The organism is Opitutia bacterium, from assembly GCA_016217545.1.
In the GTDB taxonomy this organism is placed as follows: Bacteria; Verrucomicrobiota; Verrucomicrobiia; order Opitutales; family Opitutaceae; genus Didemnitutus.
Genome location: JACRHT010000012.1, coordinates 570,537 through 596,060 on the forward strand (window position 1 = coordinate 570,537; position 25,524 = coordinate 596,060).

The following is a 25,524-nucleotide window of genomic DNA, read 5'->3' on the forward strand; positions in this document are numbered from 1 at the left end:
AAATCTATTTTCCGATACAGAAACTGGAGAACAAAACATCCAGCATCCTCTCGTTGTCCACCCGCCCGGAAATTTCACCGTAGGCCGCGAGCGCCTCTCGCAAGTGACTCGATACCAATTCGCTACTAATTCCGACCGTCAGCCCTGCCAACGCCGATTCAATCGCCTGAACCGCTCGACCGAGCGCATCGGCATGGCGCGCGTTGATCGCCACCCAGTCTTCCCCGACCTCCGTGCGAAACGACTCCGCCCGCGCCTCCAGCGCCGCCACCAAGGTCTCTATGCCGTCTCCCCGCAACGCCGAAACGGCCACCGGATTCGGCAGGCCCGCCACCGCTGTGCCACTGCTCCCGGAGCCTGCTGGCGCGAGATCGACCTTGTTCAGAACTGTGAGGGTGTTCGCAGCCGAAATCCGGTCACGCAGATGAGCGGGCAGGGCAGGGGGCGTCGCCGCACTCGCATCGAGCACCCACAGGAACAAGTCCGCTTCACCAGCTTGCTCGAGCGTCTTCTCGATGCCGCGCCGTTCCAACGCACCCGGTTGTGCGTTTAGCCCCGCCGTGTCGACCAGGCGCAGCGCATGTTGCCCCAGAGCAATGGTTTCCTCGATGTAGTCGCGCGTCGTCCCAGGCTCCGGGCTAACCAACGCGCGTTCGCGGCCCACCAAGCGGTTCAGCAAGCTGCTCTTGCCCGCGTTCGGTTCACCGATGATCACCGTCCGGATGCCGTCGCGCAGGATTTGGCCGTAGTGATTCGTGGCCGCGAGGCGCTGGGTTTTCGCCCGCAACTCCTTCAGCTGACTCACGAGCGCGGCCCGATTCTCCTCGGGCAAATCTTCGTCGGGAAAATCGATGTAGGCCTCGATCTGAGCCAAACTATTCAACAGCAGCGCAATAAGCTCATCCATCCGTCGCCCGAGCGACCCGCGAAGCTGCCGATTGGCCGCCGCCAACGCCCGCTCGCTGCGCGCATGGATCAGATCCATCACCGCCTCGGCTTGGCTGAGGTCCATGCGGCCGGCCAGAAACGCCCGCTTGGTAAACTCACCGGCCTCCGCCGCCCGGCAGCCGCGCGCCAAGAGGTCTTCGAGGATCTTTTGCGCGATGAACGGATTGCCGTGGCACGAAATCTCCAGCGTGTCCTCACCGGTATACGAGTTCGGCGCGGCAAAAAACGTGAACAGCACATCGTCGATCATCTCGCCACGCGCGTCGCGGTAGTCCGCGTGTCGCGCCATGCGCGGCTCCGGCAACTCACCGAAAATCGCCCGCGTCAGCGCCGGCACCTCCGGCCCGCTCGCGCGCAACACCGCAATCGCCGCCGTGCCGGCAGGCGTCGCGAGAGCGGCAATCGTGTCGTGGAGCGAACCCATCGCGCCACCCAAAGACAGCCCGCCGCGCGAGGCAAAAGGAAACACGCGCGCCGCCGTCGCCGCTCAACCGCGCGCCGCGCCGAAAATTTCCGCCACCTTCCGCGCGCGGAATTCGAAGATATGCTCCAGCTGCCGCCGCACCCACAGCCGCTCCGCCAGCCAGCCGAGCGGGCCCCAGCCGATTTCATACGTCACGCGATCCGTCATGCGCACGCCGCCCGGCACCGCTTCGAAGTGGTGCTCGTGATACCACAGCCGATACGGCCCGACGCGTTGCTCGTCGACGAAGTAGCAACCGTCGCGCACGTGCCGGATTTCCGTCAGCCAGCGCAGCCACACGCCGGCGAGCGGCGAGATGCGATACTCGATCAACAGCCCCGGATACATCTTCTCCGGCACCGCGCTCAGGATGCGGAAGCGCAAATCCGGCGGCGTCAGCTCGTCGAGATTGCGCGGGGTCGCAAAAAAATCCCACACCCGCGCGGGCTCGGCCGGGATGAATTGCTCACGCAACAGTTGGGCGCACATCGCGGCCGAGCATAGCCAACAACCCTGTCGGCGCAAAACCACATCGCGGAGTCCCGCCCTCCGGCGCGCGGTCCAACCGCTCAACCCTTCGGCAACGTCACTTCCGGTTTCGGTGGAGTGAAACCGGGGCCGAGATCCACTTTCACCTTCGCGGGCGCTTCGGGCTTCGGCTCCGCGATGGGCGGCGGTGTCGTCGGCCGCGCGCCGGCGGTGCTGAAACGCGGCGCCGCTTTTTCGCGCGTCGCGGGATTCTTCAGCAACTCCTGCAATTCCGCGGCGCGCTTCTCCGCCGCCGCGATGTCCGCCGGGCGCTTCGCGAGGTGCTCGCGCGTGCGCGCCACCGCGTCGGAAGCCGCGCCGTTCTTCTCGGCCACGATGAGCCAGGCCAGTCCCTCGGCGTAATCGCGCTTCACGCCGCGACCGCTGACGAGGATCGCGCCGACGTTATGCTGCGCCTCGGGCACGCCGCGCACCGCCGCCTGCGCGTAGTAATCAAGGGCGAGATCGACGCTCTTCGGTCCGCCCACGCCATCGAAGTTCATCTTGCCGAGGCGAAACATCGCTTCGGCCACGCCACCGCGCGCCGCCTGGTCGAGCCAGGTCCGCGCCGCGACCGGATCGGCCGTCATGCCGTCGCCGTTGAGGAGGCGGTCGCCCAGCTCGAAGCACGCCTGCGCGTCGCCTTGCGCGGCGAACTGCCGGAGTTGGTCGACCGTTTTCCATTTCGGACCTTTCGAGACCAACTGCGGCGGCGTGAAACCCTCGGCGTCCGTGCTCTTAGTCGGCTTCGCCGCCGGCGCCGTGATAGCGAACAGGAGCGAGAGGGTGAAAATCAGGACAGTGCGCATGTGTGCAATAGACGGAGTCAGGCGAAAGCGGTTCCCGCTCAGGGCAGGGGCCGCTTCTCGCGCTCAGGTTGGAAAACCATCACGCTCGTCACGAGCCAGCCGCGCGCACGGGTTTCGACCCACTCCTGCTTCTCGCGGTAACGCACTTTCCAACGCGCCCGCGCGCCGGCGGCGTCGGTTTCGACCCGCACCATTGTCTGCGTCAGCATGACTTCGGCACGCTCATTGAACATCAGGCAACTGTCGATGTGCGTGTCGAGCGACTCGATTTCGATGCCGGAAAACAGCTTGGCCGTGCGCACGAGATAGGCGGCGCGATCGTAGGTCTTGCCATCGGGGCCTTCGAAACGCCAATCCGGCGTGCCGAACTCCACGATGCCCTCGGCGCGCTTGGCGAGGATCGCCTCGCGAATCGAGAAGATGCGTTCGCGAATCTGCTTCTCCGCCAACGTCCCGCCGCAACCCGCGAGAACTGCCGCCGCCATCAAACCCACCAACAGAAGGGGCGCTCGAGCCGTGAGGTTCATGCGAACATCATCGGCGCGGCGCCCCGGAATTCCAAGTGCGGGATGTGGTTTATTCCTCGGAAGCTCCGGCGACAGGATCGCCGGGCTTGATGTGCGCCTTCTCCAGGATCGCGGTTTTCACCTTTTCGGCGAGCTGCGGGTTCTGTTTCAGCGCTTCCTTCGCGGCTTCGCGGCCCTGGCCGACGAGCTCGCCGTTGAAAGCGATCCACGCGCCCTTCTTTTCGAGCACCTTGTGATCGATGCCGAGGTCGAGGAGCGAGCCGGTGGCGGAGATGCCTTCATCATACATGATGTCGAATTCGCACTCGGTGAACGGCGGGGCGACCTTGTTCTTCACGACTTTGATCTTCGTGCGGTTGCCGATGACCTTGCCGTCGGGCGTCTTGAGCTGGTCCTTGCGGCGGATGTCGAGGCGCACGGAGGCGAAGAACTTCAGCGCGCGGCCGCCGGAGGTCGTCTCGGGGTTGCCGAACATCACGCCGATCTTCTCACGAATCTGGTTCGTGAAGATGCACACGCAGTTCGTCTTCGAAACGACGGCGGTGAGACGGCGCATCGCCTGCGACATGAGGCGGGCTTGCGCGCCGACGGTGGCGTCGCCCATCTGGCCATCGAGCTCGGCCTTGGTGGTGAGCGCGGCGACGGAGTCGAGGATGATGACGTCGATGGAGTTCGAGCGGATGAGCGTCTCCATGATGTTGAGCGCGTCCTCGCCGGAGTCCGGCTGCGAGACGAGCAGGTCGTCGAGGCTCACGCCGACGACCTTGGCGTATTTCGGATCGAGCGCGTGCTCGACGTCAATGAAGGCTGCGAGGCCGCCGCGGCGCTGGGCCTCGGCGATGACGCTCAAGCAGAAGGTGGTTTTGCCGGACGATTCCGGGCCGTAGATCTCGATGATGCGTCCCTTGGGCAGGCCGCCGACGCCGAGCATGAGGTCGATGGCGAGCGAACCGGTGGAGAGCGTCTCGACCTTCATCTTGGCGTTGTCGCCGAGGCGCATGATGGAGCCTTCGCCGAACTGCTTCGTGATGGAGGAGACGGCGAGGTCGAGGTTCTTCTCGCGCGCGACGATCGCGGCGGACGGGGCGGGTTTGGTTTCGGCTTTGGGGGACTTATCGGCTTTGGACATGGAAGGAATGGGTGAGGGGAGAGAGAGGCTATCAGGTCTCGTTGACAGCGGTATGTCAGGAGACTTTCGGAGCCGCGCCGCGCGTCGCAAGCGCGGAGTCGGAAAAATCACTCCCTCAATTTAGGTGTTCGAAAAAGTTGACCGGCGCGACTCAGCCCGCCGCAGGCGTCGCGGGCTTGAAGCCAAAGGCGAAATACACCGCCGCGAAGATCAGCGCGAGGCTCACCGCGTAGTTCCAGCGGAGCTTCTCGCCGAGCACCAGCCACGCGAAGATCACGAACACCACCAGCGTGATCACTTCCTGCATGATCTTCAGCTCGTAGCCGGTGAATTTGCCGTAGCCGAGGCGGTTCGCCGGCACCATCAGGCAATATTCGAAGAACGCGATGCCCCACGAGATCGCGATGGTCAGCCACAGCGGCTTGTCGTGGAGGAACTTCAGGTGGCCATACCACGCGAAGGTCATGAAAATGTTCGAAACAGTGAGGAGGACGACGGTCGTCATGCGCGCGCATCATGCGTCGCGCGTTTCGCCGCGCAAGCGGGCAGGGTGCCTTACGGCCGCCGACCCCCTCACTCCGTCAGCGTGTAGACCGCGAACGACGACAACCAGTGCGCGCGGTGGAAATCCTCGTCGCTGAGCAGCAGCAGCGCCGCGTCGTAGTGGGCGATCGCCGCCGCGGTCGCGAACGTCCGCCGCGCATCGTCGGCCGAAAAAATCGCCGCCAGCCGCCGCCACACCCACGCCTTGTTCAGGTTGAGGCCGACGAGGTGCGCGATCTTCGGATCGCGCGGATCGCTGACCGGCGCGGGTTTCAGCAGGTTCGCCGGCTCCCCGTGGCCGAGGCGCGGCAGGAATTTGCCGAACCACACCAGAAACTGCTCGCGCGGCAGGATGCGCGCCATGAGCCCCGCCTCCGTCAGGCACGGGGAAAAGAAATCCTCACCCGACGGCTCGTAGTGCGCCGGGTAGTCGACATCGTGCCCGAACCAATACGCCGAGCGCGCCGTGCACAGCAGCTTCAACTCCTGATCGTCGTGCGCCCGGGCGTGCCCCAGCGCCAGCGCGACCGCGACCGCCGTGTTGCCATGGACGCCGTTGCGGACCGGGTGGGTGAGGTTCCGCAGGTAGCGCATGAAACCGGCCCGCACATAGTCGACGAGCGGGTCGAGATTCTCGGCCAGCGCCGCGTCGTAGCCGTTCATCTCCTGCGCCAGCTTCAGGAACCAGGCCCAGCCGTAGGGACGCTCGAAAAACTGCCGCCCCGGCGCGCAGAAATACTCCAACTCCCGCTCCAAGTTCTCCCGCGTCAGGTGCTCGCGCAACACGCGGTCGATCGCCGGCCGCTCCGGCAACTGCGGAAACATGATCGCCAACCGCGCCAGCATCCAGTGCTGGTGCACGCACGAATGCCAGTCGTAGCTGCCGTAGAACGCCGGGTGCAGCGCGCGCACCTCCATCACGTCCTCCGGGCCGTTCAGCATGTGCTGGAGCAGGTGAGGGTATTCGCGCCGCACGTTCGCGAGACCGAGCCGCGCGAACGCGGAAGCTTGGGGGAGCGTGAGGGTGGGGAAGGCGTCCGACACGGGAAGCGACGCTACCGGCCAAAACTTTCAGTTGAAGAAGAAAACACCCGACCTACATTCCGCCTTCAGTCCCACCACACACACTCGCTCCACCTCTCCACGAATGAAGATCAAAGCCTACCTGAAGCCGCACTGCGGTTGGTCCAACGGCGTCCGCGCCATCATGCGCAAATACAACCTGCCGTTCGAAGACATCGACATCATCAACCAGCGCTCCAACTACGAGGAGATGGTCCGCAAGTCCGGCCAGCCGCTCTCGCCCTGCGTCGAGATCGACGGCGTGATGCTCGCCGACGTCTCCGGCGAGGAAGTGGAGAACTACATGCTCGCCAACGAGCTCGTGAAGCCCACCAGCGCCACGACCGACGTGAACACCAGCGCCGGCTGCTCCGACGAAGAGCACGCCCGCATGCAGGCGAAGCCCGTGCGCTTCTTCTGAGCACAGGAAAACATCCCGCTTTCTCGCGAAACGCCGGCCGCCGCGCCGGCGTTTTGTTTTTCGCCTTCCGTCACAAAACACCGACCAACCCCGTCTCGTGGAGGATGAACTCCTCCACTCCCGCCACCCACTCGTCCGCCCCCGCCCCGGCGCCGCGCGTGAACTACCGCCGCGTTTCTCCGGGCGCCTTCGCGGCCATGCTCGCCCTCCAGCAGGTCGTGAATCAGTCCGGCCTCGAGCACAGCCTGCTCGAACTCGTGAAGCTCCGCGCTTCCCAAATCAACAGCTGCGCCTACTGCCTCGACCTGCATTGGCGCGCCGCGAAACAGGCCGGCGAGACCGACGAGCGCCTCTACCTGCTCTCCGCCTGGGCCGAGTCGCCGGCCTACACGCCGCGCGAGCGCGCCGCGCTGCGGTGGACGGAGGATCTCACGCGCCTCTCCCCGGGTCACGTCACCGATGACACCTTCGCCGAGGCGCGCGCCCATTTCAGCGAGAACGAACTCGTGCAACTCACGCTCGCCATCGTCACCATCAACGGCTGGAACCGTTTCAGCGTCGGCTTCAAAGTGCCGCCGCGCGCCGCGTTCTGACTCCGCGCCCCCGATGTCCGCCCAGCTCTCCGCTTTCACCGCGCATCGCCGCCTCCTCTTCGATCTCGCGTATCGGATGCTCGGCCGCGTCGTGGAGGCGGAGGACGTCGTGCAAGACACCTGGCTGCGCTGGCAAAAGCAGGACCTCGCCGCCGTCGCCTCGCCCAAGGCCTGGCTCGTCACCACCGCCACGCGCCTCGCCCTCGACCAGTTGCGCTCCGCCCGCCACACGCGCGAGCGATACTACGGTGTCTGGCTGCCCGAGCCGCTGGTCGAGGCTCCCGGGCGTTCGCCAGCGGAATCCACCGCGCTCGCCGAATCGCTCACGATGGCCTTCATGCTCATGCTCGAGCGCCTCTCGCCCGACGAGCGCGTCGTGTTCCTGCTGCGCGAAGTCTTCGGCCACGACTACGCCGAGATTGCCGACATCGTGGGAAAAACCGCACCAGCCTGCCGCCAACTCGCCAGCCGCGCACGCCACCGTCTCCGCGGTGCCGCCGCGCCCGCCGCCGCACCGAGCGAACGCGCCGAGCGCATCGTCCGGCAGTTCTTCGCCGCCATGGCCTCCGGTCAGGCGCGCGAGATACTCCCGCTGCTCCGCGATGACGCCGTGCTCCTCTCCGACGGCGGCGGCCGCGTGCGCTCCGCCGGTCGCCCCATCCGCACCGCCGACCGTGTCAGCCGCCTCTTCGCGGGGTTGCGCAACCGCTTCCCCGACTACGAACACGCGGAATTTTCCTTCGCGACGATCAACGGCCGCCCCGGCGCCCTCATGTTCAGCGGCGGCCGGTTGTTCAACGTTTACTCCCTCGACGTCGTCGGCGACCGCATCCGCGCGATCTACCAAATCCGCAACCCCGACAAGCTCCGCCACCTCGCCGGCCCTAACTAGGCGGCCTTCGTCTCGCGCGCCCGCAAAACGAACGCCACGCTGAGCGTCACGCTCGTCCCGATCAACGTGAACCACGGCCAGAACACCTCGCCGCCGAACGTCGCCAGCCACCACCCGCGCACCGCCGGGATGTTCGGCGGCCAATAAAGCACGTTCATCACCGCGACCGACGCCAGCATCCCCACCACCACGGCCCGCGCGCCCACGCCGCGCGCGAACAGCGCCAGAATCAACCCGCCGAGCAGCGCGCCGCTCGTGAGCCCGCGCAACGAGAACGCCGCGTTCAGCACGAACTGCACCTCGCGCGTCAGCCACGCCACGCCGATCAGCACCGCCGCCCAAATCACGGTCGAGCGCTTGCTCCACGCGAGCAACGCCGCCTCGCTCAGCCGCGGCGCGAGCGGTTTCACGAAGTCCATCGTCGAGACCGACGCCAGCGCGGTCATCGCCGAACTGATCGACGACATCGCCGCCGACAAAATCGCGACGATGAGAAAACCCTTCAGCACATGCGGCACCTCCGTGAGCATGAACACGGGGAAAATGAAGTCGTTCGCCTTGATGCCCGGCCGCGTCTCCGGCAGCGGAATCTGCATCGGGTGCGACTGGTAGAACACCCACAGCAGCGCCCCCACGAGCAGGAAAATCAGGAACAGCGGAAAAATCACGACCGCGCTCAACGCCAGCGCCTTCCGCCCGTCCGCCACGGTCTTGCACGCCAGCACACGCTGCACGATCAGCTGCTCCGCGCCGTGCGACGACAGCACGATCAACGTCCCGCCGAGCACGCCCATCCAGATGTTGAACGGCGCGCCGAAGGAGAAAGTCGTGTTCAGCCACTCAAGTTTTCCTCCCGCGCGTGCCACCGCAAACGCCGCGTCCCAACCGCCGACGAGCGTCGGGATGTAGAGCAGCGCAAAAATGCCGCCGGCGAGAAACAGCCCGAACTGCACCGCGTCGGTCCAGATCACGGCCTTCACGCCGCCCACGTAGGTGTAGAGCAGCGACAGACCGACGAAGAGCACGATCGCACCGAGGATCGGATCCACGAGTCCGCCGAAACTGCACACCGCCTCGCCGAGCAGCAGCCGGATCGGAATGCACGCCACATACACACGCACGCCGGCCGCGAGCGTTTCGAGAAACAGAAACAACCCACCCGCCACGCGCCGCGGCCCGACGCCGAGGCGTTGCTCCAGCAGTTGGTAGGGCGAATAAATTTCCCCGCTCAGATAATGCGGCACCATCACCACAGCCAGGATCACGCGCGCGATCACATAGCCGAAGATCATCTGGAGGAACATCAGGTTGCCGCCAAACGCGATCGCCGGCACGCCGATGATCGTCAGCGCGCTCGTCTCCGCCGCGACGATCGACATTCCGATGCCCCACCAGGGAATGTTGCGGCTGCCGAGGAAGTAGTCGCGCGTGTTCTGCTGATCGCGCCCGAACCACAGGCCGAGCGCCACGACGCCACCGAGATAAAGCAGGATGACGACCCAATCGCCGATATTGAAAAAGGGGTTCATGCGGCGCCCGCGATGCAGCGCGAAGCACGTCGCGCTGGCGAGTCCGTTCTCCTTGGCCCAAAGGGTAGGGCGGGACCGCTGGGCCCGCCGCGCACCCGCGATCAGGTTCTCCGCGCGCCCAGCGGTCGCGCCCTACTTTCAAATCCGCAGGAAAATCCCGCGCCGATAGAGCCAGCCGCAGAAACCCACCGCGAGCGACGCGCCGACGAGCGCCAGCACGAGTCCGCCGAGCCCCGCCCACTGCGCGTCGAGCCATGCCGCGACCGGTCCACCCGCGAAGCGCGCCGACAGCGCCGCGAAATCCACGACATTGCTCACGAGGTAAATCAGCAGCGAGTTCGCGCCCACCCACATGAACGGCCGTGCCCAACCCTGCACGCGCCACACGTCCACCACCTGATAAAACGCCGCGAGCAACAGCAGGCTCCAGCCGCCCGCCACGAGCACGAACGACGACGTCCACAGGTTCTTGATCACGGGAAACTGCGCGCCCCACAACCAGCCGAGCGCCAACAACACCACGCCCGCACCCGCCAGCCCGCCGACTCGCACCCGCGCGCTGCGCGACGCGTCCATGATCCACTTGCTCGCGAACACGCCCAGCAAACACGTCGCGATCGCCGGCAACGTGCTCAGCAATCCCTCGGGATCGTGGTCCCCGTTCCACTTCCGCAGCGGAAGGAAGTGAGCGTCGACCCAGTTGGTCAGGTTGTGCCCCTCGCGAAAATCGCCCGCGCCGAAGCCCGGCACCGGCACGAATGCCAACAGCGCCCAATAACCGACCAACAATCCCGCCGCCACCGCCGCCAGCCCGCGCGGCCGCAGCCACAGATACAGCACGCTCGTCGCGCCGTAGCAGAGCGCGATACGCTGCAGCACGCCCAGCAGCCGCGGCTCGTGTGCCATGCCGCCGTAGTAGAAAATGCCGAGCGCGAACAACAACACGGTGCGCCGCGCGATCCGTCGCACCGCCTCCGCGCGTCCGCCGGTCGCCACGAGTTTGTCGAGCGACAGCGGGATCGCCGCGCCTACCATGAAGACGAACAGCGGAAAAATCAGGTCGTAAGCATGAAAACCCTCCCACGCCACGTGGTCCATCTGCTCGGCCACCGCGTGCAGCGCCGGCCCGCCGTGCAGGTTGTGCAGTGCGCCACCGATCGCATCCGCCCCGACAATCCAGAACATGTCGAACCCGCGCAACGCATCGAGCGCGAGCAGACGATTCGCAGGAGTTGGCGCCGGCGCGCTCATCGCGACGCCTCCGCGAACAACCGCCCGAGCGCCGGCAAAAACGGAAACTCCACCGCAGCCGCCGTGGGCTTGGCCGCCGTTTTCACCAACTCGCCCACTCGCGCCGCTTCGTCCACTGGCAGCGGCGCGTGCAAGGCGTGCTCGGCGGCGTCACACAGCGCGACGAGCCGCCGCGCCGTCTCGATGCGCCCGGCGGCGTATTTGTCCGGCGCGGGCATTTGCGCCACCCGCGCGGCAGCCACCCGCCACGCCGCCAAATTCGTCAACAGGGCATCCCGCTCTCCCGCGCGTTTCTCCGTTGGCAGCGCGAGCCACGTCTCCAAGCGCGCCGCGAATTCCCGCGCCGGCCGGCTCTCGGAGTGCGCCCAGTCCGCGAGCTCGTTCAGCGGATAATCCAAGCCGCCCTTTTGAATCTGACCGCGCTGATAGCGCTTCACCGGCTCCACCGCCGACGCCAGCACGCGCAACGCCGCCGCATCCTCCGGCGAAAATCCCTCGAACCGCGGCCAGGCGCGATGCTGCACGCCGGTTTCGACGAGCAGCTCGTCGATGCGCGCGAGCCGGCGATACATGTCGGCGACATCGCGCACTTCCCGCAGCGACCACAACCGCTCCGCCACCGCGGCGGCACGCGGCCAGATGCGAAAATCGTAGATCCGCGCGTCCGCCCACTCGCTCCACATCGGCGCCTCGCCCCCGAGCACGCGCGCCGCCTGCTCCGGCGTGAGCTTCGAATCGGCCGGCAGCGGATCCGCCGCGTAGGCGTCGGCCGCCGGATAATGCAAATCGAGATAATAGCCCGCCGACAAAATCCCCGCGAAGCCCTGCTGCGCCGCTTGCGCGAGCGATTCCGGTCCACGCCACGAATGCACCACCGCACTGCGCGGGAAATCCGGGTGCAGCACCTCGTCCCAGCCGACGAGCCGCTTGCCGTGAGGCGTCATCATCGCGGCGAGCTTCTGGTTGAACCACGCGTGCAGCGCCTCGTTCGTCGCGAAACCGTGCCCCTTCTTGAAAGCCGTGATGCGCTCGCTCGCGTTCCAGTCCTTGCCGTTGTTCTCGTCGCCGCCGATGTGGAAAAACTCGTCCGGGAACAACGCCGCCATCTCCGCAAAAAACGAACTCAGCAACGCCTCGGTCTCGAGCTTCGTCGGATCCATCACCGGATTGAGCACGCCCCAATCCTTCGCGACCGTGTAATTCCTCGGCACACTCGCGATCTCCGGATGCGACGCCAGCCACGCCGTCGCGTGACCCGGCACGTCGAACTCCGGCACCACGCGGATGCCGCGCTCGGCCGCCGCCGCGATGATCGCGCGCACCTGCTCCTGCGTGAGCACGCCGCTGCCCGCGCTCACCGCATGCAGCTCCGGATGCCGCTTGCTCTCGATGCGAAAACCTTGGTCGTCGGTCAGGTGCAGGTGCAGGACGTTCATCTTCACGGCCGCCATCGCATCGAGATTGCGGTGAATGACCTCCGGCGGCTGGAAATGCCGCGCGACATCGATCATCAACCCGCGCCACGGAAAACGCGGCGCATCCTCGATCACCACGCTCGCCGCCGCGAACGAACCGTCCGCGCGCTTCTCCACCAACTGCAAAAACGTCTCCAGTCCACGCAACGCGCCCACGACATTCGGCGCGCGCAACTCGGCACCCGCCGCGCCGACCGCGAGCGTGTAGGACTCGTCGTCGCCCAACTTCGGCAGCGACGAGCCCGCATTCTCGCACGTCACCACGAGCGTGCCGCCGCTGGCGACGAAGCGCGGCCCAAAGGTAATCCCCGCGCGCTTCTCCAGCCGGTCAAGCGCGCGCCCGATGCCGGCGCGGAGCCGCGCATCGTCGTGGCCGGCCACACGCACGCGAAACGCGGCATCGATCGCGAGCGCGCCGTCGCGCCAATCCACATGCGCGGGCCAAGGCATGAGGTTCGCCGCCGGTGCCGCATTCGAGGTCATGGCCAAACAGCCGGAGAAAAGAAGAGCGGCAACAAGGTGCTTCATTGGCGAGCGAACATCTCCTCGATTTCCTCGAGCGTGCGGCCCTTCGTTTCCGGGAGCCAGCGCGCCACGACGGCGAAGTAGGCGACGGTGCACGCCGCCCAGAACGCGAACATCGCGCCGTAGCCGTAATGCGTCGTCACCGGCAGGAAGAGCGCGGCGATCGTCGTCGAGATGCCCTGGTTGATGAGCAGGCCGATGCCCATGCCGAGCGAGCGAATGCGTGTCGGCATCAGTTCCGACAGCGCAAGCCACACGCACACGCCGGGTCCGATCGCGAACGACGCGATGAACATCATGAGCCCCGCGCTCACGACGAACGCCGAATCCGCATCGGCCGTCATGCCGTGCTCGATCCGCCAGAACGTCGCGCCGGCCGCGATCAACGCCAGCGCGATGCCGGCCGTGCCGATCTTCAGCAGCACCTTGCGTCCGAGTTTGTCGACCAGCACGAGGCCGAACACCGTGAACACCACATTCACGGCCGTCACCCACGTGCCGCGCGTCGCGGCGTCCGCGGCGGAGAGCCCGGCCTTTTGCAGCATCACAACGATGAACTGGAGAATGGAATTGATGCCCGTCGTCTGCGTGAGCCCGAGCACGGCGCACGTGAGCACGAACGGCACGATGTAGCGCCGCTGCCAAAGCGATCCCGTCGCCGCGACCGCCTCGGGCGTCGCCGGCGCCGCCGCCGCCTGCATCGCGGCGAACTCCGCCGCAGCCGCCTCGGGCGTGCGCCCGCGCAACAGCGCCGCGCGCGCGGCATCCGTTTTCCCCTTCTGCAGCAACCAGCGCGGCGATTCCGCGAGCAACAACGCACCGACGAGGAACAGCACCGCCGGATAAAACGCCGACGAGAACATCGCGCGCCACGCCGCGTCCTGCGCCTGCACGAGCTCCGCGCCAGTGGCATGCGCCGCCTCGACCTGCCGCGTGTAGTGCGCGCCGACCGCGAGCGAGATCAGGATGCCCGTCGTGAGCAGCAACTGGAATGCCGCCGTGCCGCGCCCGCGGATCGCCGGCGGGAGGCATTCGGCGAGATAGAGCGGGATCACGACCGCGATCATGCCGGCGCTGAGACCTTGCAGGGTGCGACCGGCGAAGAGCGCCACGAAACCGTGCGCCGCGACGATGAGCGCGACGCTGGCGAGGAAGATGACCGCCGCCGCGAGCATGAGCCGCTTGCGGCCGAGCACGTCCGCCAGCGCGCCCGCCACGAGCGACGACACGGTGCCGCCCGCGAGCACCGCGGCGACGACAGCGGATTCCTGCGCGGCGGTGAGCGCGATCGTCTTGTTCAGGTAGAGCAGCGCGGCGCCGATGATGCCGATGTCGTAGCCGTAGAGAAAGCCGCCCATGCCAGCGATGAAGAGCAGCAGGGCCGTGTAGAGACGCGGGGTCATTGAAAATGCCGTTCGCTCAGTGTTGTTGGTTTGTCATCGCGAGGCGCGTGAAGCGTGCCGCGGCGATCCAGCTGGATTGCTTCGTCGCTGCGCTCCTCGCAATGACCGGGAACAGAGTAGAAATTGATTCAGGGGTTCTGCCAATCGAAGCCGGCGTAACTCGCCCGGCGGACCGGCGACCATTTCTCGAACAAGGCGCGCGCGACCGCAACCGAATCTCCGCGCGTCGTCGTCGGATGAGGATCATGCCGCTCGCACCACGCGAATTCCCAGCGCGCGAGGTCGCGGTAGAAATCGTTCGCGGCGGGAAGAACGCGGCCATCGCGACGCGGCAGGGCGTGGTCGTCGAAGCCGGCGGGCTGTTGCTCGAGCCACGCGAAATACTTCCGCCAGCGCTCGAGATAGAAACCCTCCATCAAACCGGACCATTGCCGGCAGGAGTATTCGAAAAGCGCGTCGTTCTCCGGTGTGCCGCCCCAGACGGTGATGAGCTGGCGGGCGTTGCGCTCGTAGAGATCGGCCTCGGCGGACGTTTTGCCCCACGCGCGCGCGTCGGCGAGCCACGGACCAAGCAGGAACTCGCGACGTGTGCCGAGCAGGCGGTCGAGGTCGGCGCCGAGCGCGAGGAAGCGGTCGCGCGCCGCGATGAACTTCGCGCGGTCGCCCGAGCGCCACGCGGCGACGACTTCGCGATGCAGCGGCAACGAGAGGTCGGCGAGCGCCTGGCGCGCGACGTCGACGAGATCGTAGCGGAACGGGTCGACGCGACCGAGCTGCGGCGCGGCGGCGAGCAGGTCGCCCCACGCGCGCCAGACCGCTTCGACGTCGTAGTCGCGCACAAACGAGCCCCACGGCGACGCCTGTTTCAGCTCGAGCGCCGGGCGCGCCTGCAGCGGCGACTCCATCGGCGGCTCGGGGCTCTTTTGCGCGTAGACGCTGGTGCGCAGCGCGGACCACGCGCGTTGCGCAGCGGGATTGTCGGTGCCGTAGCGCGCGTGCACGTAGCGTTGCGTCCACGCCGCGAGGTCGGGCGCCGTGCGGTGCCACGCGAGGTCGGCGGCGAGATCGAAGAGCAGCGGGTTGTGCTCGATCGCCTCGGCGAAGTTGCCGACGCCGACGAGCCCGCGGCCGGCGGGCGTGCCGAGGAGCGACGGCGCGTTGGTGGCGAGTTGCGGGAGGTTGCCGCCGAGACTGTGGCGGCCGCCGTAATTTTGGATGATGCCGGCCACCCAACGACGGCCCCAGAACGAGTCGGTCTCGCGCCATTTCTGGCCGGTGAGGTCGAGCACGAGCAGGCGGTCCTCGGGGATGCCGCGCACGATGCCTTCGCGGATCGACCAGCCTTGCATGACGATCGTCGCCTGCGGATCGAACGCGGTCGTGAGGTGGAAAATCTTCGCGCCGACGTCGTGGAGGTATTGCGCGCCTTCCTGCGGCGGCTCGCCTTCGTGGAACGGATCAGCGGCGTAAAGGTGATCGCCGCCGAAGAGTTTCTGCTGCTCCTCGAGAAAGGCGCGGCCCATGCGCTCGAAGAGCGGGTCGGCGGGATCGAGTTGCGCGGGGCCGGGCGGAATTTCGCACCAGACTTTTTTCTGGAGGATGCGCGCCGACGGGAACCGCTCGGCGAGCGCGACGGGCACGCAGCCGGTGAAACCCTGCAAAATCGGCGTCATGCCGAGCTCGCGTTCGCGGCGGATGATCCACTGTCCGAGTTCGAAGTGCGAATCGATCCACGACTGCGGCAGCGGACCGCCCCACGCCTCGATGTTGGTCATCCATTGCCAGGCGAAGAACGCCGGGCCGACAAAGAAGGCTCGGATCTCGTCGTCGTTCATGCCGAAGCGCCGCAGCGTCGCCTGCCAGACGGCTTCCTGTCCGGTGATGGCGAGCGGCGTGGTGACGCCGTTCAGCGCCATCCAGTCGATCTCGCGCTCCCAGCGTGCGCGGTCCCACCACGCGGCGGTATAGTTGAAGGTGCAGTAATTCAGGTAAACGCGTTGCGCGTAGGGCGACTCGATGCGGACCTTCTCCGGGACGGCGGGCAGTTTTTCCGGCAAGGCGAGGTTGTCGCCGCACCACGAAATCTGCGCGTGGGCGACGTTTCGGAAATACCAGTTCAGTGCCGCGCCGATGGTGACGCCGTTGTGGCCGCGCAGGACGAGGCGTCCGTCGCGCGTCTCGACTTCAAACGCATCCGGTGCGCCGGGCGCGTGCTCGAGCGGCTCGAGCACGATCTGTTTCGCGTGCTGCGGCACGATCCGCGCGACGAGGGCGCGCGCGGCGTCGAGCGAGTCGGCGCGAACGGCCGTGGTGAAAAGGCAGGCGGCCAAGAGCGCGCACACGCTCTTGGCCGCACGAAGCAACACAGACCCCGATGTCATGGTTGCGAAGGATAGAATTCGCGGATGATCGCGGCAAACGAAGCTTTCGGTTTTCTTTGGGTGTCGAACACGCCCCAGTGTTTCTCGACGACTTGCGGCGGGTTCTTGTCGCCGCCGCCCTTCCAGTTCTCGTCGAAGGCCTCGAAGAGGATCGTGGGCACGCGGCGCTCGTTCACCCAGCGGTAGTGCTGGCGCAGGTAGTTTTCCTGCGCGGCGACGGAGACCTCGGCCTTCATCAGCGCGCCTTCCTCGCCGGGCTTGTTGCGCGTCGGATCGTAGCTCGTGGCCCAGCCGGTCTCGCCGATGATGACGGGAATGCCGGGATGGAGGCGGACGGTGTTGTCGTATTGCGCGGCGAGCCACGACATGCCCTCGGCGAGCGGGCGGCCGTTCCAGAGCGCGTAGCCGTGCAGGATGATGAAATCCAACTCGGCGGCGACGGCCTGCGAGGCGGGCTTGTTCCAGAAGTTGTAGTCGTCGGCGGACGTGACGGGCTGCTTCACGGCGGGGCGGACTTCGCGGGCCCAACGCGCGATGTCGGCGGGATCGACGCGGTGGTCGGACCACTCGACGCAGGGCTCGTTGCCGATCGCGACGGCGATGACGACGTCCGGATAGGCGTTCGCGACGCGCACCACGCCCGCGAGTTCGTCGCGGTTGCGCTGCTGGTGCGCGGGCGTGTCGTTCGTCACGACCCAGGCGCCGACGATGGCGCGGATCGGGAGCTTGTGCTCGTGGATGAGCCGCACGGTGCGCTCGGAAACGCCGGTGGCTTCATACATGCGAATGAAATTCCAGTAGCGCGCGACGAGCTGTAGGTCGGCGAGGATCTCGGCGTCGCTCGGCTCCGCGCCGTAGGGCGCCTGGCCGTCGCGATAGGCGCTGAACGAGATGCCGTTGCCAATCCAGCGGCCGTCGAGTTCGAGGTTCAGCGCGCGGCGACCGCCGGGCAATTCACCGGCGCGGGCAGCCGCGGCGGCGAGCAGAAGCAGCGCCGCGCTGGCGGCGAGGGAGGACAGGAGGCGTTTCATGCAGAAATTTTCAGAGCGGCCGGAACGCAGCGCCGAGTTCGACGTCGATGCGCGTGATGGCGCCGCGCCGGGCGAAGAGTTGGGCGCTCGTCTCGGCGTCCAGCGTGCTGCCGGGTTGCTCCATCATCGTGCCGTCGGCGCGGGTCCAGCGGATGCGCGGCTGACCGCGACCGAATTGATAGACCACCGGGACGCCGCAGAGCGTGAAGGCGAGCGCCTGTGCCGGGACGTAGACGGTGAGTTCGCGGCCATCGCCTTTCGCGAGCGTGAGCGAGGCGGGCGCGGTGGTGAATTCACCGGCGCGCAGGAAGGTCGGCTGGAAGGAGACGGTGCCGTTCGCGATGCGGAGGCCGAGTTCGCCGGCGCGGGTGAGGATTTCCTCTTTCACCTGGCCGGTCATGCCGGGCTGTTGCGCGCCACTGTGGCCGGGCGTGTGCGAGTAGGGATCGGTCGGGAACGCGCCGTAGGCGGCGGGCGTCTTGTTGAAGCCGAGGCCGGCGCGGATATCGTAGTAGTGCTCGGTGAGCGCGGGGACTTCGGGAGCGGACTTCGCCTGGGCGGCGAGCAGGTTTTCCTGCACGGCGAGGAGGAGTTTCGCGACCATGTGCCAGTAGATGCAGCCGAGGCCTTCGTAGCCGAACATGCTGCCGCTGCGGCCGGTGAAGGCGTGATGGTTGAAGACGCGCTCGTAGGTCTCTTCGACGCTGGTCGCGTGCAGGCTCACCAAATGGGACCACCGCGCGTCGGCCGCGAGTTCGCGCAGGCGCGCGCGCAGTCCGTCGCCGTTGGTGAGATCGGCTTGGAAACGGTGCACACCGGCGGCGTCGCGCAACACGAGGCGGGTGTCGCCGACGGCGAGCAACGCCTGCAACAGTGGCGATGCGGCCACGGCGTCGGCGGGAATCACGGCGCGATCGAGGAACGCGGGGAGCTGCCGGTCGGGGTAGAGCACGTAGCTGTTTTGATCGGCGCGGTAGAGCGCGCTGGCGCGCAAGGTGCGGAGCAGCTCGACGACTTTGGCTGGCGAAAGCAGGCCGGAGCTGAGGATCGCAACCTGGCCTTCGAGCATCGGGTAGAGTTCCTTGATGCGGAGGGCGCGCGGCTCTTCGGAGAATTCGAGGCGCAGGTAAGCTTCGTAGAGTCCGTCGGCGCGGCGTCCGCCGCGGAGCGTGTGGTCGACGTGCTGGAGCGCGAGCGTGACGGCGGCGGCAACGTCGCCCGGCGCGACGGCGAGCGGCTCGCCCGGGCCGCTGCGATAAACGGCTTCGCGGTAATCGGAGCCGGCTTGCGCGAGGGCGTCGAGGAGGCTGCGGCGTTGGCAATCGCTCGCCGCGGATTGATCGAGAATCACGCGATGAGCCGCGAGCGCGATTTGCACGCGTTGCAGGAGATCGCGCACGTGGCTCGACAGCGCGACCGGCTCGGTGCCGAGGGCGGGCAGCCACTCGTCGCGGAGTTGCGCGAGCATGCGGCGCAGGTAGCAGAGCGTGACGAAGGAAACGCCGTAGCCGACGAGGGCGTTGTTGGCGTCGTTCCACTCGGGGCGCTGCGTGTTCATCCAGATGCCGGCGCCGGCGACGTAGTTGGTCAGGCGCGTGAGCGTGAGCAGCAGGAGTTTCTCGGTGAGATTGACGTGGCGCACGCGACCGGAGGCGTCAGCGAGCAGGCGCGCGTCGGAGCCTTCGTTTTTCGCGCGGGCGAGAATTTCGCGGTGGAGCGCGGTGTCGAAGCGGATCGTCTCGCGGGGATTGCGGCGGAGCTCGGCGTAGGGCGCGATGCGGTAGGGGACGTTGGCGTAGGCGAATTGCGGCGCGCGCAGCGCGGCGTGGAGCTGGCCGGGGCGGAAGCGCGCGGACCACTCGAGGAGTTTCTGGAGATAGATGACTTGGTGATCGCCCCAATAGCCGATCGACGACCACGGGTCCTCGTGATCGGGGACTTCCCAATCGATGCCGGTGTGCGAGATGCGGTAGGGGTTATAGCCGTCGGCGGTGGAGGCGTTGAGGAACTTGGCAATGGCGCCGTCGACGAAGCCGGGGTAGCTCGCGCACAGCGCTTCCCAATTCTGGAAGATGTCGCGCCAGTTGCCTTCGTGCGCGAGGACGCGTTCGCCGCGGGCGTCGCGCACGCGGATGCTGAAGCGGTTCCACGGGCGGCTCGGATCGCCGTGGCGGCGGCTGAAGGTGAGCGGGAGGTATTCGCGGGCGAGGCGGGCGAGATCGGGATCGTTTTGCGCGGAGGCGGTGGCGACGAGTTCGTCGCACGCGATAGTGGCGGGCAGTTTTTCGAGCCAGGCGGCGTGGCGCGTGGCGACGGCGGTGCTGTGCGTGCGCACGAACGCCGCGAAGTCCGCGGCCGGGGCGCGCATGTCGTCGACGAAGACGCCGCCGCGCATGACGTTGAAGAGGACGTTGGCGAAGTGGTGCGCGGCGGTGGTTTCCTCGCCGCTGAGTTGCGCGCCGTCGGCGGCGCCCACGATGGCGCGGAGGCGCTGGGTGGCGGCGGCGATGGCGGGCGCGACTTGCGCGGGCAATTCGCCGCGAACGAGAGCGGCGTGGCGGCGCACGACTTCGGACTGTGTGAGGTCGGTGTCGACGACCATCGTCCAATCCTGCTGCGCGTCCGGGGCGAGAGTGAGCGTGGCGGCGAGGCCGTAAGCGCCGCGAACGCCGCGGGCGCGGGTCTCGGTCGCGACGGGTTCGCCGTGTTGGTGGGCTTCGATGGCGCCGTCGGAGAGCAGCACGCGCGCGCCGGGCAGGCCGTGCGACCAGACGGCGGTGGCGAGGAGCGACTCGAGCGGGATGGCGCGATCGACGATGCCGGCGGCGAGAGAGTAGACGGCGAAGGTGGAGCCGGGAAGGAGTTCGGCGGTCTTGTAGGCGTCGGCGAGGCAGGAGCTGCCGCTTTGGAGGCGGCTGTTGATGCCGGGCGGGAGGAGATTGCGCAGGCTGTCGACGACGCGGATCTCGCGGGCGGTGCGCGAGAGGTTCAGCAACTGGCATTGGCGCACGAAGCCGTGCGGCTCGGCGGTGGACCAGCCGTAGCGGAAGACGAGTTCGAGCGCGTGATGGGTTTCCTCGAACCAGAGGCGGTCGCCTTCGACGCTCTTGTAGAGGCGGCGCGAGATCGGATGGAGCTCGTCCGTGTGGGGCGCGAAGGGTTCCCAGACGACGGCGTCCTCGCCGCGGCCGATGCGGAGCATCGTCGCGGGACCGCTGAGGCCGGCGCTGTCGTAGATCTTGTCGACGGTGGTGTAGGGGAAGATCGCGTGATCGGCGTCGGTGCGGCCGGCGGTGAGCGCGCCGTTGCTGGCGACGAAGGCCCAGAGGTCGGACGCGCTGACGAGGTTGATGAAGAACGTCGGGAGCGACTGCGCCTCGTCGATGCGGTAGAAGCGACCGCCAAAGGCGTCGACAAAGGTGCCGCGGGCGGCGGTGGGAACGTTACGGGTGTCTCGAAGGACGGACGGCATGGCTGGGGGGCCGAGCAACCTTTGCCGAGCGCGGAGCGGCGCGGTTGAGCGGACGGAAAATCAGGCGCGTCGGGGCGGGGCGATGGACTGGCCTTCCACCAGCTTCGCTTCCACGAGGATTTTTCGACGCGGAGAATTGGGATGGACGATGCGGTTGAGGAGGCGGGAGATGCCGGCGATGCCGATGTCCTCGTGCGGCACTTGCATGGAAGCGACGCGGCGGAGGTGCGGCGGCGGCTCGAGGCCGTCGAAGCCGGTGATGGAAATATCCTCGGGCACACGGATGCCGCGCACCTGGAGATCAGCCATTAGTTGATAAGCTTGGTGGTCGGCGGCACAGACCCACGCGGTGACGCCACTCTCGCGCGCATGCCGCATCACGGCGTCGCAGAGCTGGGGGTTGGAGAGGCGAGGGGAGTCGCGGTGGATGTTGAGCACCCACGACGGATTGAACTCAAGGCCGAGGCTGAAGAGTCCCTCGACGTAGCCACCGAAGCGCTGCAGCGCCCAATGCCCGCCGACCGGATAGTGCCACGTGAGGTAGCCGATGCGCTTGTGCCCGGCCGCCGCGAGCTGACGCACGAGCGTCACCATGCCCGTGTCCTCATCGGTATCGATCGTGTCGACGAGGGGATTGTCGTAGTTTTCGAGGAGCGAGACGGTGGAGATTTTCTTCGCGATCGCTTCGACCGCCGGCTCGGTGAAGGGATAAATCAGCAGCACGCCGCGCCAGTCGCCGCCGCGAATGTGGCGAAAAACGGGTTGGCGGGTCGCGGCGGGATCGAATTCGCCGGGCGGCTGATAATGGATGTCGACCTTCACCCGCTCGACCTCCGCGCACTCGCGGATGCCTTTCAGCAGATACGGAAAAGTGGCCAGTGCGACGTTCTCCGCCGGCACGCCGATCAACACGCCGAGCGTCACGTCGCGGATCGCCGCCTGCGCGCGACGCGCGCGGCGTCCGGGCGACTGGCGATAACCGAGCTCCTCCGCCATCTCGAGAACCTTGGCCCGGGTGTCGGCGCTGATCGCGGGATGATTGGCCAAGCTGCGCGAGACCGTGGTGCGCGAGACGTTCAGCCGTTTGGCGATCAGACCTTGATTCAGAGACTCCATTGGGGGCGCGCCGCGATTCGTTCCGGGGTGAGCGCGGGCAACGTGCGCATGTTATTGTGCACGCGCATAAGTGTTTCAAGGACGAATTTTTTCGTGCACATAAATCGAAATGTTCGCGCGATTATGGCCACCATGTCTCCAGCGAATTAGTTCCAAGTTGTTGGTTTTCATTGAAGAAAACCTGATACGCAGGCGGCTTAATGTTCGGCAAATTTGCGCAATACTTTGTGCACATTACTGTTGACCAAACCGCACAACACAATTGCAATTCGCCCGTCGGCTCACCCTCCCCGAACCGATGCTGTCCCCGCTGTCATCCCCACTCCGCCTCGCCGCCCCGCTCAGGCGCGGCCCGTGCGAAGCCGGATTCCGGCGGTAGCAGGCACGACCTCAACTCTGCTCCATCATGCACCCCAAGCTGAACCCAATCCGCGACGTCGGATTCAAATCGTGTTTGGCCGCGCTGCTGATCGCTTCGGCCCCGAGCTTTGCTCAGGCCCAAGCGGCGGCGACGGACAACACCGCGGCTCCCGCCGCCAAGAAGACCGAAGACGAAGCCGTCGTCCTCTCTCCGTTCACCGTCACGACGGACAAGGATAATGGCTACAAAGCCACCAACACCACTTCCGGCACGCGCCTGAACACTCCGATCAAGGACCTCCCGATGCCCATCGAGGTGATCACGGAGAAATTCATCCGCGACACCGGCTCGAAGGACCTGCGCGAAACGCTCCGCTACAGCGCCGGCATCCAGCTGCAGTCGCAAAACGACTGGGGCACCACGCAGGGCTGGGCCGCGACGACGCCCGGCCGCATCAACAATCCCGAAGGCAGCACCGCCACCGCCGACCAATCGCGCGTGAAGATCCGCGGCTTCCTCACTGAAGCCTCGCTGCGCGACGGCTTCCGCCGCCAGAACTCCACCGACTCGGTCAATCTCGCCCGCGTCGAAGTCATCCGCGGCCCGTCCTCGCTCCTTTACGGCGTCGGTAACTTCGGCGGCGTGGTGAACTACCTCGTCAAGCAGCCGAGCAAGAAGAGCGGCGGCGAAGTCTCCTTCGAGTATGGCAGCTACAACCTGATGCGCGGCACGATCGACTACACCGGTCCGGTCTCGGACACGGTCGATTACCGCCTCACCGCCGCCTACCAGCGCACCGACGATTACACCGACTACAAGAAAGAGAACCACTACTTCGTCGCGCCGATCGTCACCTGGCAGCCGTTCAAGGACACGAAGATCACCTTCGACACCGAGTTCGGTAAGCAGAACCGCAGCGGCATCGGCTTCCAGAACATCCGCGCCGTGCCGACCGGCTTCGTGAACAGCTCCGACGGCTACAACGGCGGCTTCCTCACGCCCGCCGGCCGCAACCCGAAGGAATTCCGCTGGAGCGGCCCCGACACCTTCAACGACAGCAAGGCCTGGAACGTCCTGTTCAAACTAGAGCAAAAGCTCGCCGAGAACCTCTACTTCAACGTCGGCTACAACAACTCGAAGTTCAGCTACGACCAGCTCGACGTCTCCGCCTCGCTCCAGACGCCCGGCACGTCCACGCCCGCGTGGGCCATCGCCAACATCGTCTACGTTCCGCTCGTCACCGGCCAAAGCGGCATCCCGACCGGTCCCCAGCCGGCCACCATCGGCTACCAATGGAACGCCTCCACCGAGGACGACAAACACGAGCAGATCCGCGCCGACCTCACCTACAAGCTCGACCTCTTCGAGACCTCCAAGTGGTTCAAGATGGAGAACACCTTCCTCGCCGGCCTGAACTACACCAGCGAGAGCTACGAAAACGTCATCCGCGGCACCCCGTATAACCGCAACATGTTCAAGAGCCCGGCCGACAGCTCGCCCTTCAAGGCCGGCAAACAGGCCGACGGTTCCGCAGACCACGCCATGGTCGACCTCTTCCACCAGATCCAGAAGACGAAGGACTCCGCCCTCTACGCCGTCTACCAAGGCAAACTCCTCGACGAGTGGGTCACGCTCATCGCCGGTGTCCGCAAGGATCGCAGCTGGAATAAATTCTGGCACTACAACCCGCAATGGGGCGCCGGCAACGTCGGCCACAATCAGGGCTACGACGAGAAACCCGTCGAGCAATACGGCGAGCCGAGCAAGGACACGACCTACCAATACGGCATCGACGTTCGCCTCACCCGCAGCGGCAGCCTCTCGCTCTACGCGATGAAGGCCGAGTCCAGCCTGCCGAATTACGACGGCGCAAAGGACTTCAACGGCAACGTCATCAAAGCCGCCCTCGGCGAGGATAAGGAAATCGGCCTCAAGTTCGACCTCTTCAACGGCCGAGTCTCCGGCACCATCTCCAAGTTCCAGATCACCCGCACCCGCGTCGGCATCGGCAACCCGGGCGGCATCTGGTGGGCGCCCACCGCTTCCGGCACGTCCTACTTCAAGCCGGACAAGAACATCGTTTATCAGGTCAACGACCTGAATCCGACCAACAACGGCTGGAACGCCGCCGTCGTCGCCTCCACCGCCCAGTGGAATGCCGCTGTCGCCGCCGGCTCCGTCTACCAAGCGACCAACTCCGCCGGTAACACCAACTGGTATGTCAACGCCTCCTCCACGACCGGTGCCGCGCTCATGGACGCCGTGTTCGCCAACGCCATCAGCACCAACTCCACGGGCTGGTGGGGCTGGATCTACAGCTTCGACAACCTGACCAACAACGCGACGGTCGACTACAACGGCGCCTCGCCCCCGGGACCCACCGGCGGCCGCTCCGTCCCGCTCGGCTCCGATCGCTCCGAAGGCTGGGACGCGCAAGTCCTGCTCTCGCCGACCGACAACCTCCAGATCGCGCTGTCGTATTCGACCATCGAAAAGACTGTGCTCAACGCCTCCGCGTGGGCCAAGTATCCTTACCCGCAGGATCGCTGGGCGATCTGGTATGCGCCGATCGATTGGGCTGACGGCGGCACCGCTGCCTCGAAGCGCTTCACCGACCCCACCGACACCTCGACGCACATCTCGTTCGGCAACGGCCTCACGCTCGACGACACTCCGAAGAGCCAGAGCTCCGCTTGGGTGAACTACCAGTTCCCGAAGGCCAGCGCGTTCAAGGGCTTCTCCCTCGGCGCCGGCGTCGTGCACACCGGTTCGGGCGTCATCTACCCGACCTACTTCAGCCAGCCGAAGGACTCGAAGGGCAACGTCATCTTCCTGAACTCGAAGGCCAAGACCGTCTGGAACGGCATGGCGCGCTACGAGTTCAAGATGCGCGGCCACGACGCCTCGCTACAGCTCAACATCGACAACCTGACCAACAACACCGACTACTACGGCTTCATTGCTCAGGCTCCGCGGCGCTTCTCGCTCACCTATTCGCAGAAACTGTGAGCCGCGTCCGCTGATCGTTTCCTCGCGCGCACCGATTCGATTTCGGTGCGCGCTTT

Annotated in this window: 19 protein-coding genes; 4 read left to right on the forward strand and 15 right to left on the reverse strand. The window is 66.4% G+C overall.

Features of this window, described 5'->3' with window-relative positions; genetic code table 11:
• Positions 1 to 4 precede the first annotated feature (4 nt).
• The 7 genes from mnmE to HZA32_09365 form a co-directional block, all read right to left on the reverse strand.
• Entirely contained in the window at positions 5 to 1,372 is a 1,368-nt protein-coding gene (gene mnmE, locus HZA32_09335) for a tRNA uridine-5-carboxymethylaminomethyl(34) synthesis GTPase MnmE (GenBank protein MBI5424282.1), read from the reverse strand.
• Between the two features lie 63 nt (positions 1,373 to 1,435).
• Positions 1,436 to 1,900, reverse strand: coding sequence for an SRPBCC family protein (locus HZA32_09340; protein MBI5424283.1), 465 nt, complete (start codon positions 1,898 to 1,900; stop codon positions 1,436 to 1,438).
• 80 nt (positions 1,901 to 1,980) lie between these two features.
• Positions 1,981 to 2,748, reverse strand: coding sequence for a sel1 repeat family protein (locus tag HZA32_09345; protein MBI5424284.1), 768 nt, complete (start codon positions 2,746 to 2,748; stop codon positions 1,981 to 1,983).
• Between the two features lie 38 nt (positions 2,749 to 2,786).
• Positions 2,787 to 3,275: a hypothetical protein gene (locus tag HZA32_09350; protein MBI5424285.1), complete on the reverse strand. Its 489-nt coding sequence runs from the start codon at positions 3,273 to 3,275 to the stop codon at positions 2,787 to 2,789.
• Positions 3,276 to 3,324: 49 nt separating this feature from the next.
• Positions 3,325 to 4,404: a recombinase RecA gene (gene recA / locus HZA32_09355; GenBank protein MBI5424286.1), complete on the reverse strand. Its 1,080-nt coding sequence runs from the start codon at positions 4,402 to 4,404 to the stop codon at positions 3,325 to 3,327.
• Between the two features lie 151 nt (positions 4,405 to 4,555).
• Positions 4,556 to 4,909: a DMT family protein gene (locus tag HZA32_09360; protein ID MBI5424287.1), complete on the reverse strand. Its 354-nt coding sequence runs from the start codon at positions 4,907 to 4,909 to the stop codon at positions 4,556 to 4,558.
• 68 nt (positions 4,910 to 4,977) lie between these two features.
• Positions 4,978 to 5,991, reverse strand: a complete 1,014-nt coding sequence (locus tag HZA32_09365; GenBank protein MBI5424288.1) for a DUF2891 domain-containing protein — start codon at positions 5,989 to 5,991, stop codon at positions 4,978 to 4,980.
• Positions 5,992 to 6,094: 103 nt separating this feature from the next.
• Between HZA32_09365 and HZA32_09370 the strand changes: the two genes are divergently transcribed.
• The 3 genes from HZA32_09370 (at position 6,095) to sigJ (ending at position 7,915) form a co-directional block, all read left to right on the forward strand.
• Complete coding sequence (locus HZA32_09370) at positions 6,095 to 6,430, forward strand: glutaredoxin (GenBank protein ID MBI5424289.1); 336 nt, start codon at positions 6,095 to 6,097, stop codon at positions 6,428 to 6,430.
• A gap of 104 nt (positions 6,431 to 6,534) precedes the next feature.
• The gene (locus tag HZA32_09375; protein MBI5424290.1) at positions 6,535 to 7,023 is read left to right on the forward strand and encodes a carboxymuconolactone decarboxylase family protein; all 489 of its coding nucleotides are present in this window, start codon (positions 6,535 to 6,537) and stop codon (positions 7,021 to 7,023) included.
• 13 nt (positions 7,024 to 7,036) lie between these two features.
• A complete protein-coding gene (gene sigJ, locus HZA32_09380) occupies positions 7,037 to 7,915 on the forward strand; it encodes an RNA polymerase sigma factor SigJ (GenBank protein ID MBI5424291.1) in 879 nt (292 codons plus the stop codon).
• Here the strand turns inward: sigJ and HZA32_09385 are convergent.
• The 8 genes from HZA32_09385 to HZA32_09420 form a co-directional block, all read right to left on the reverse strand.
• Entirely contained in the window at positions 7,912 to 9,444 is a 1,533-nt protein-coding gene (locus HZA32_09385) for a hypothetical protein (GenBank protein MBI5424292.1), read from the reverse strand. The two genes, sigJ and HZA32_09385, sit on opposite strands and share 4 nt — an antisense overlap.
• A 138-nt stretch (positions 9,445 to 9,582) precedes the next feature.
• The gene (locus HZA32_09390) at positions 9,583 to 10,695 is read right to left on the reverse strand and encodes a DUF5009 domain-containing protein (protein MBI5424293.1); all 1,113 of its coding nucleotides are present in this window, start codon (positions 10,693 to 10,695) and stop codon (positions 9,583 to 9,585) included.
• Positions 10,692 to 12,653 (reverse strand): family 20 glycosylhydrolase, encoded by a 1,962-nt coding sequence (locus tag HZA32_09395; GenBank protein MBI5424294.1) that lies wholly within the window; start codon positions 12,651 to 12,653, stop codon positions 10,692 to 10,694. Before HZA32_09395 ends, HZA32_09390 begins: the two co-directional genes overlap by 4 nt.
• A gap of 41 nt (positions 12,654 to 12,694) precedes the next feature.
• Positions 12,695 to 14,098 carry a sugar porter family MFS transporter gene (locus tag HZA32_09400; GenBank protein ID MBI5424295.1) on the reverse strand — a complete coding sequence of 468 codons (1,404 nt, stop codon included), beginning with the start codon at positions 14,096 to 14,098 and terminating at the stop codon, positions 12,695 to 12,697.
• Between the two features lie 128 nt (positions 14,099 to 14,226).
• Complete coding sequence (locus HZA32_09405; protein MBI5424296.1) at positions 14,227 to 16,479, reverse strand: alpha-N-acetylglucosaminidase; 2,253 nt, start codon at positions 16,477 to 16,479, stop codon at positions 14,227 to 14,229.
• A complete protein-coding gene (locus HZA32_09410) occupies positions 16,476 to 17,510 on the reverse strand; it encodes a glycosyl hydrolase family 17 (protein MBI5424297.1) in 1,035 nt (344 codons plus the stop codon). The genes HZA32_09405 and HZA32_09410 overlap by 4 nt, the downstream gene beginning before the upstream one ends.
• A 10-nt stretch (positions 17,511 to 17,520) precedes the next feature.
• Positions 17,521 to 20,982, reverse strand: a complete 3,462-nt coding sequence (locus HZA32_09415; GenBank protein MBI5424298.1) for a hypothetical protein — start codon at positions 20,980 to 20,982, stop codon at positions 17,521 to 17,523.
• Positions 20,983 to 21,042: 60 nt separating this feature from the next.
• On the reverse strand, positions 21,043 to 22,098 hold the full coding sequence (locus HZA32_09420; GenBank protein ID MBI5424299.1) for a LacI family DNA-binding transcriptional regulator: 1,056 nt from the start codon (positions 22,096 to 22,098) through the stop codon (positions 21,043 to 21,045).
• Between the two features lie 406 nt (positions 22,099 to 22,504).
• Here HZA32_09420 and HZA32_09425 point away from each other — a divergent pair, with 406 nt between their 5' ends.
• Positions 22,505 to 25,468 carry a TonB-dependent receptor plug domain-containing protein gene (locus HZA32_09425; protein ID MBI5424300.1) on the forward strand — a complete coding sequence of 988 codons (2,964 nt, stop codon included), beginning with the start codon at positions 22,505 to 22,507 and terminating at the stop codon, positions 25,466 to 25,468.
• The last annotated feature ends 56 nt before the right edge of the window (positions 25,469 to 25,524 follow it).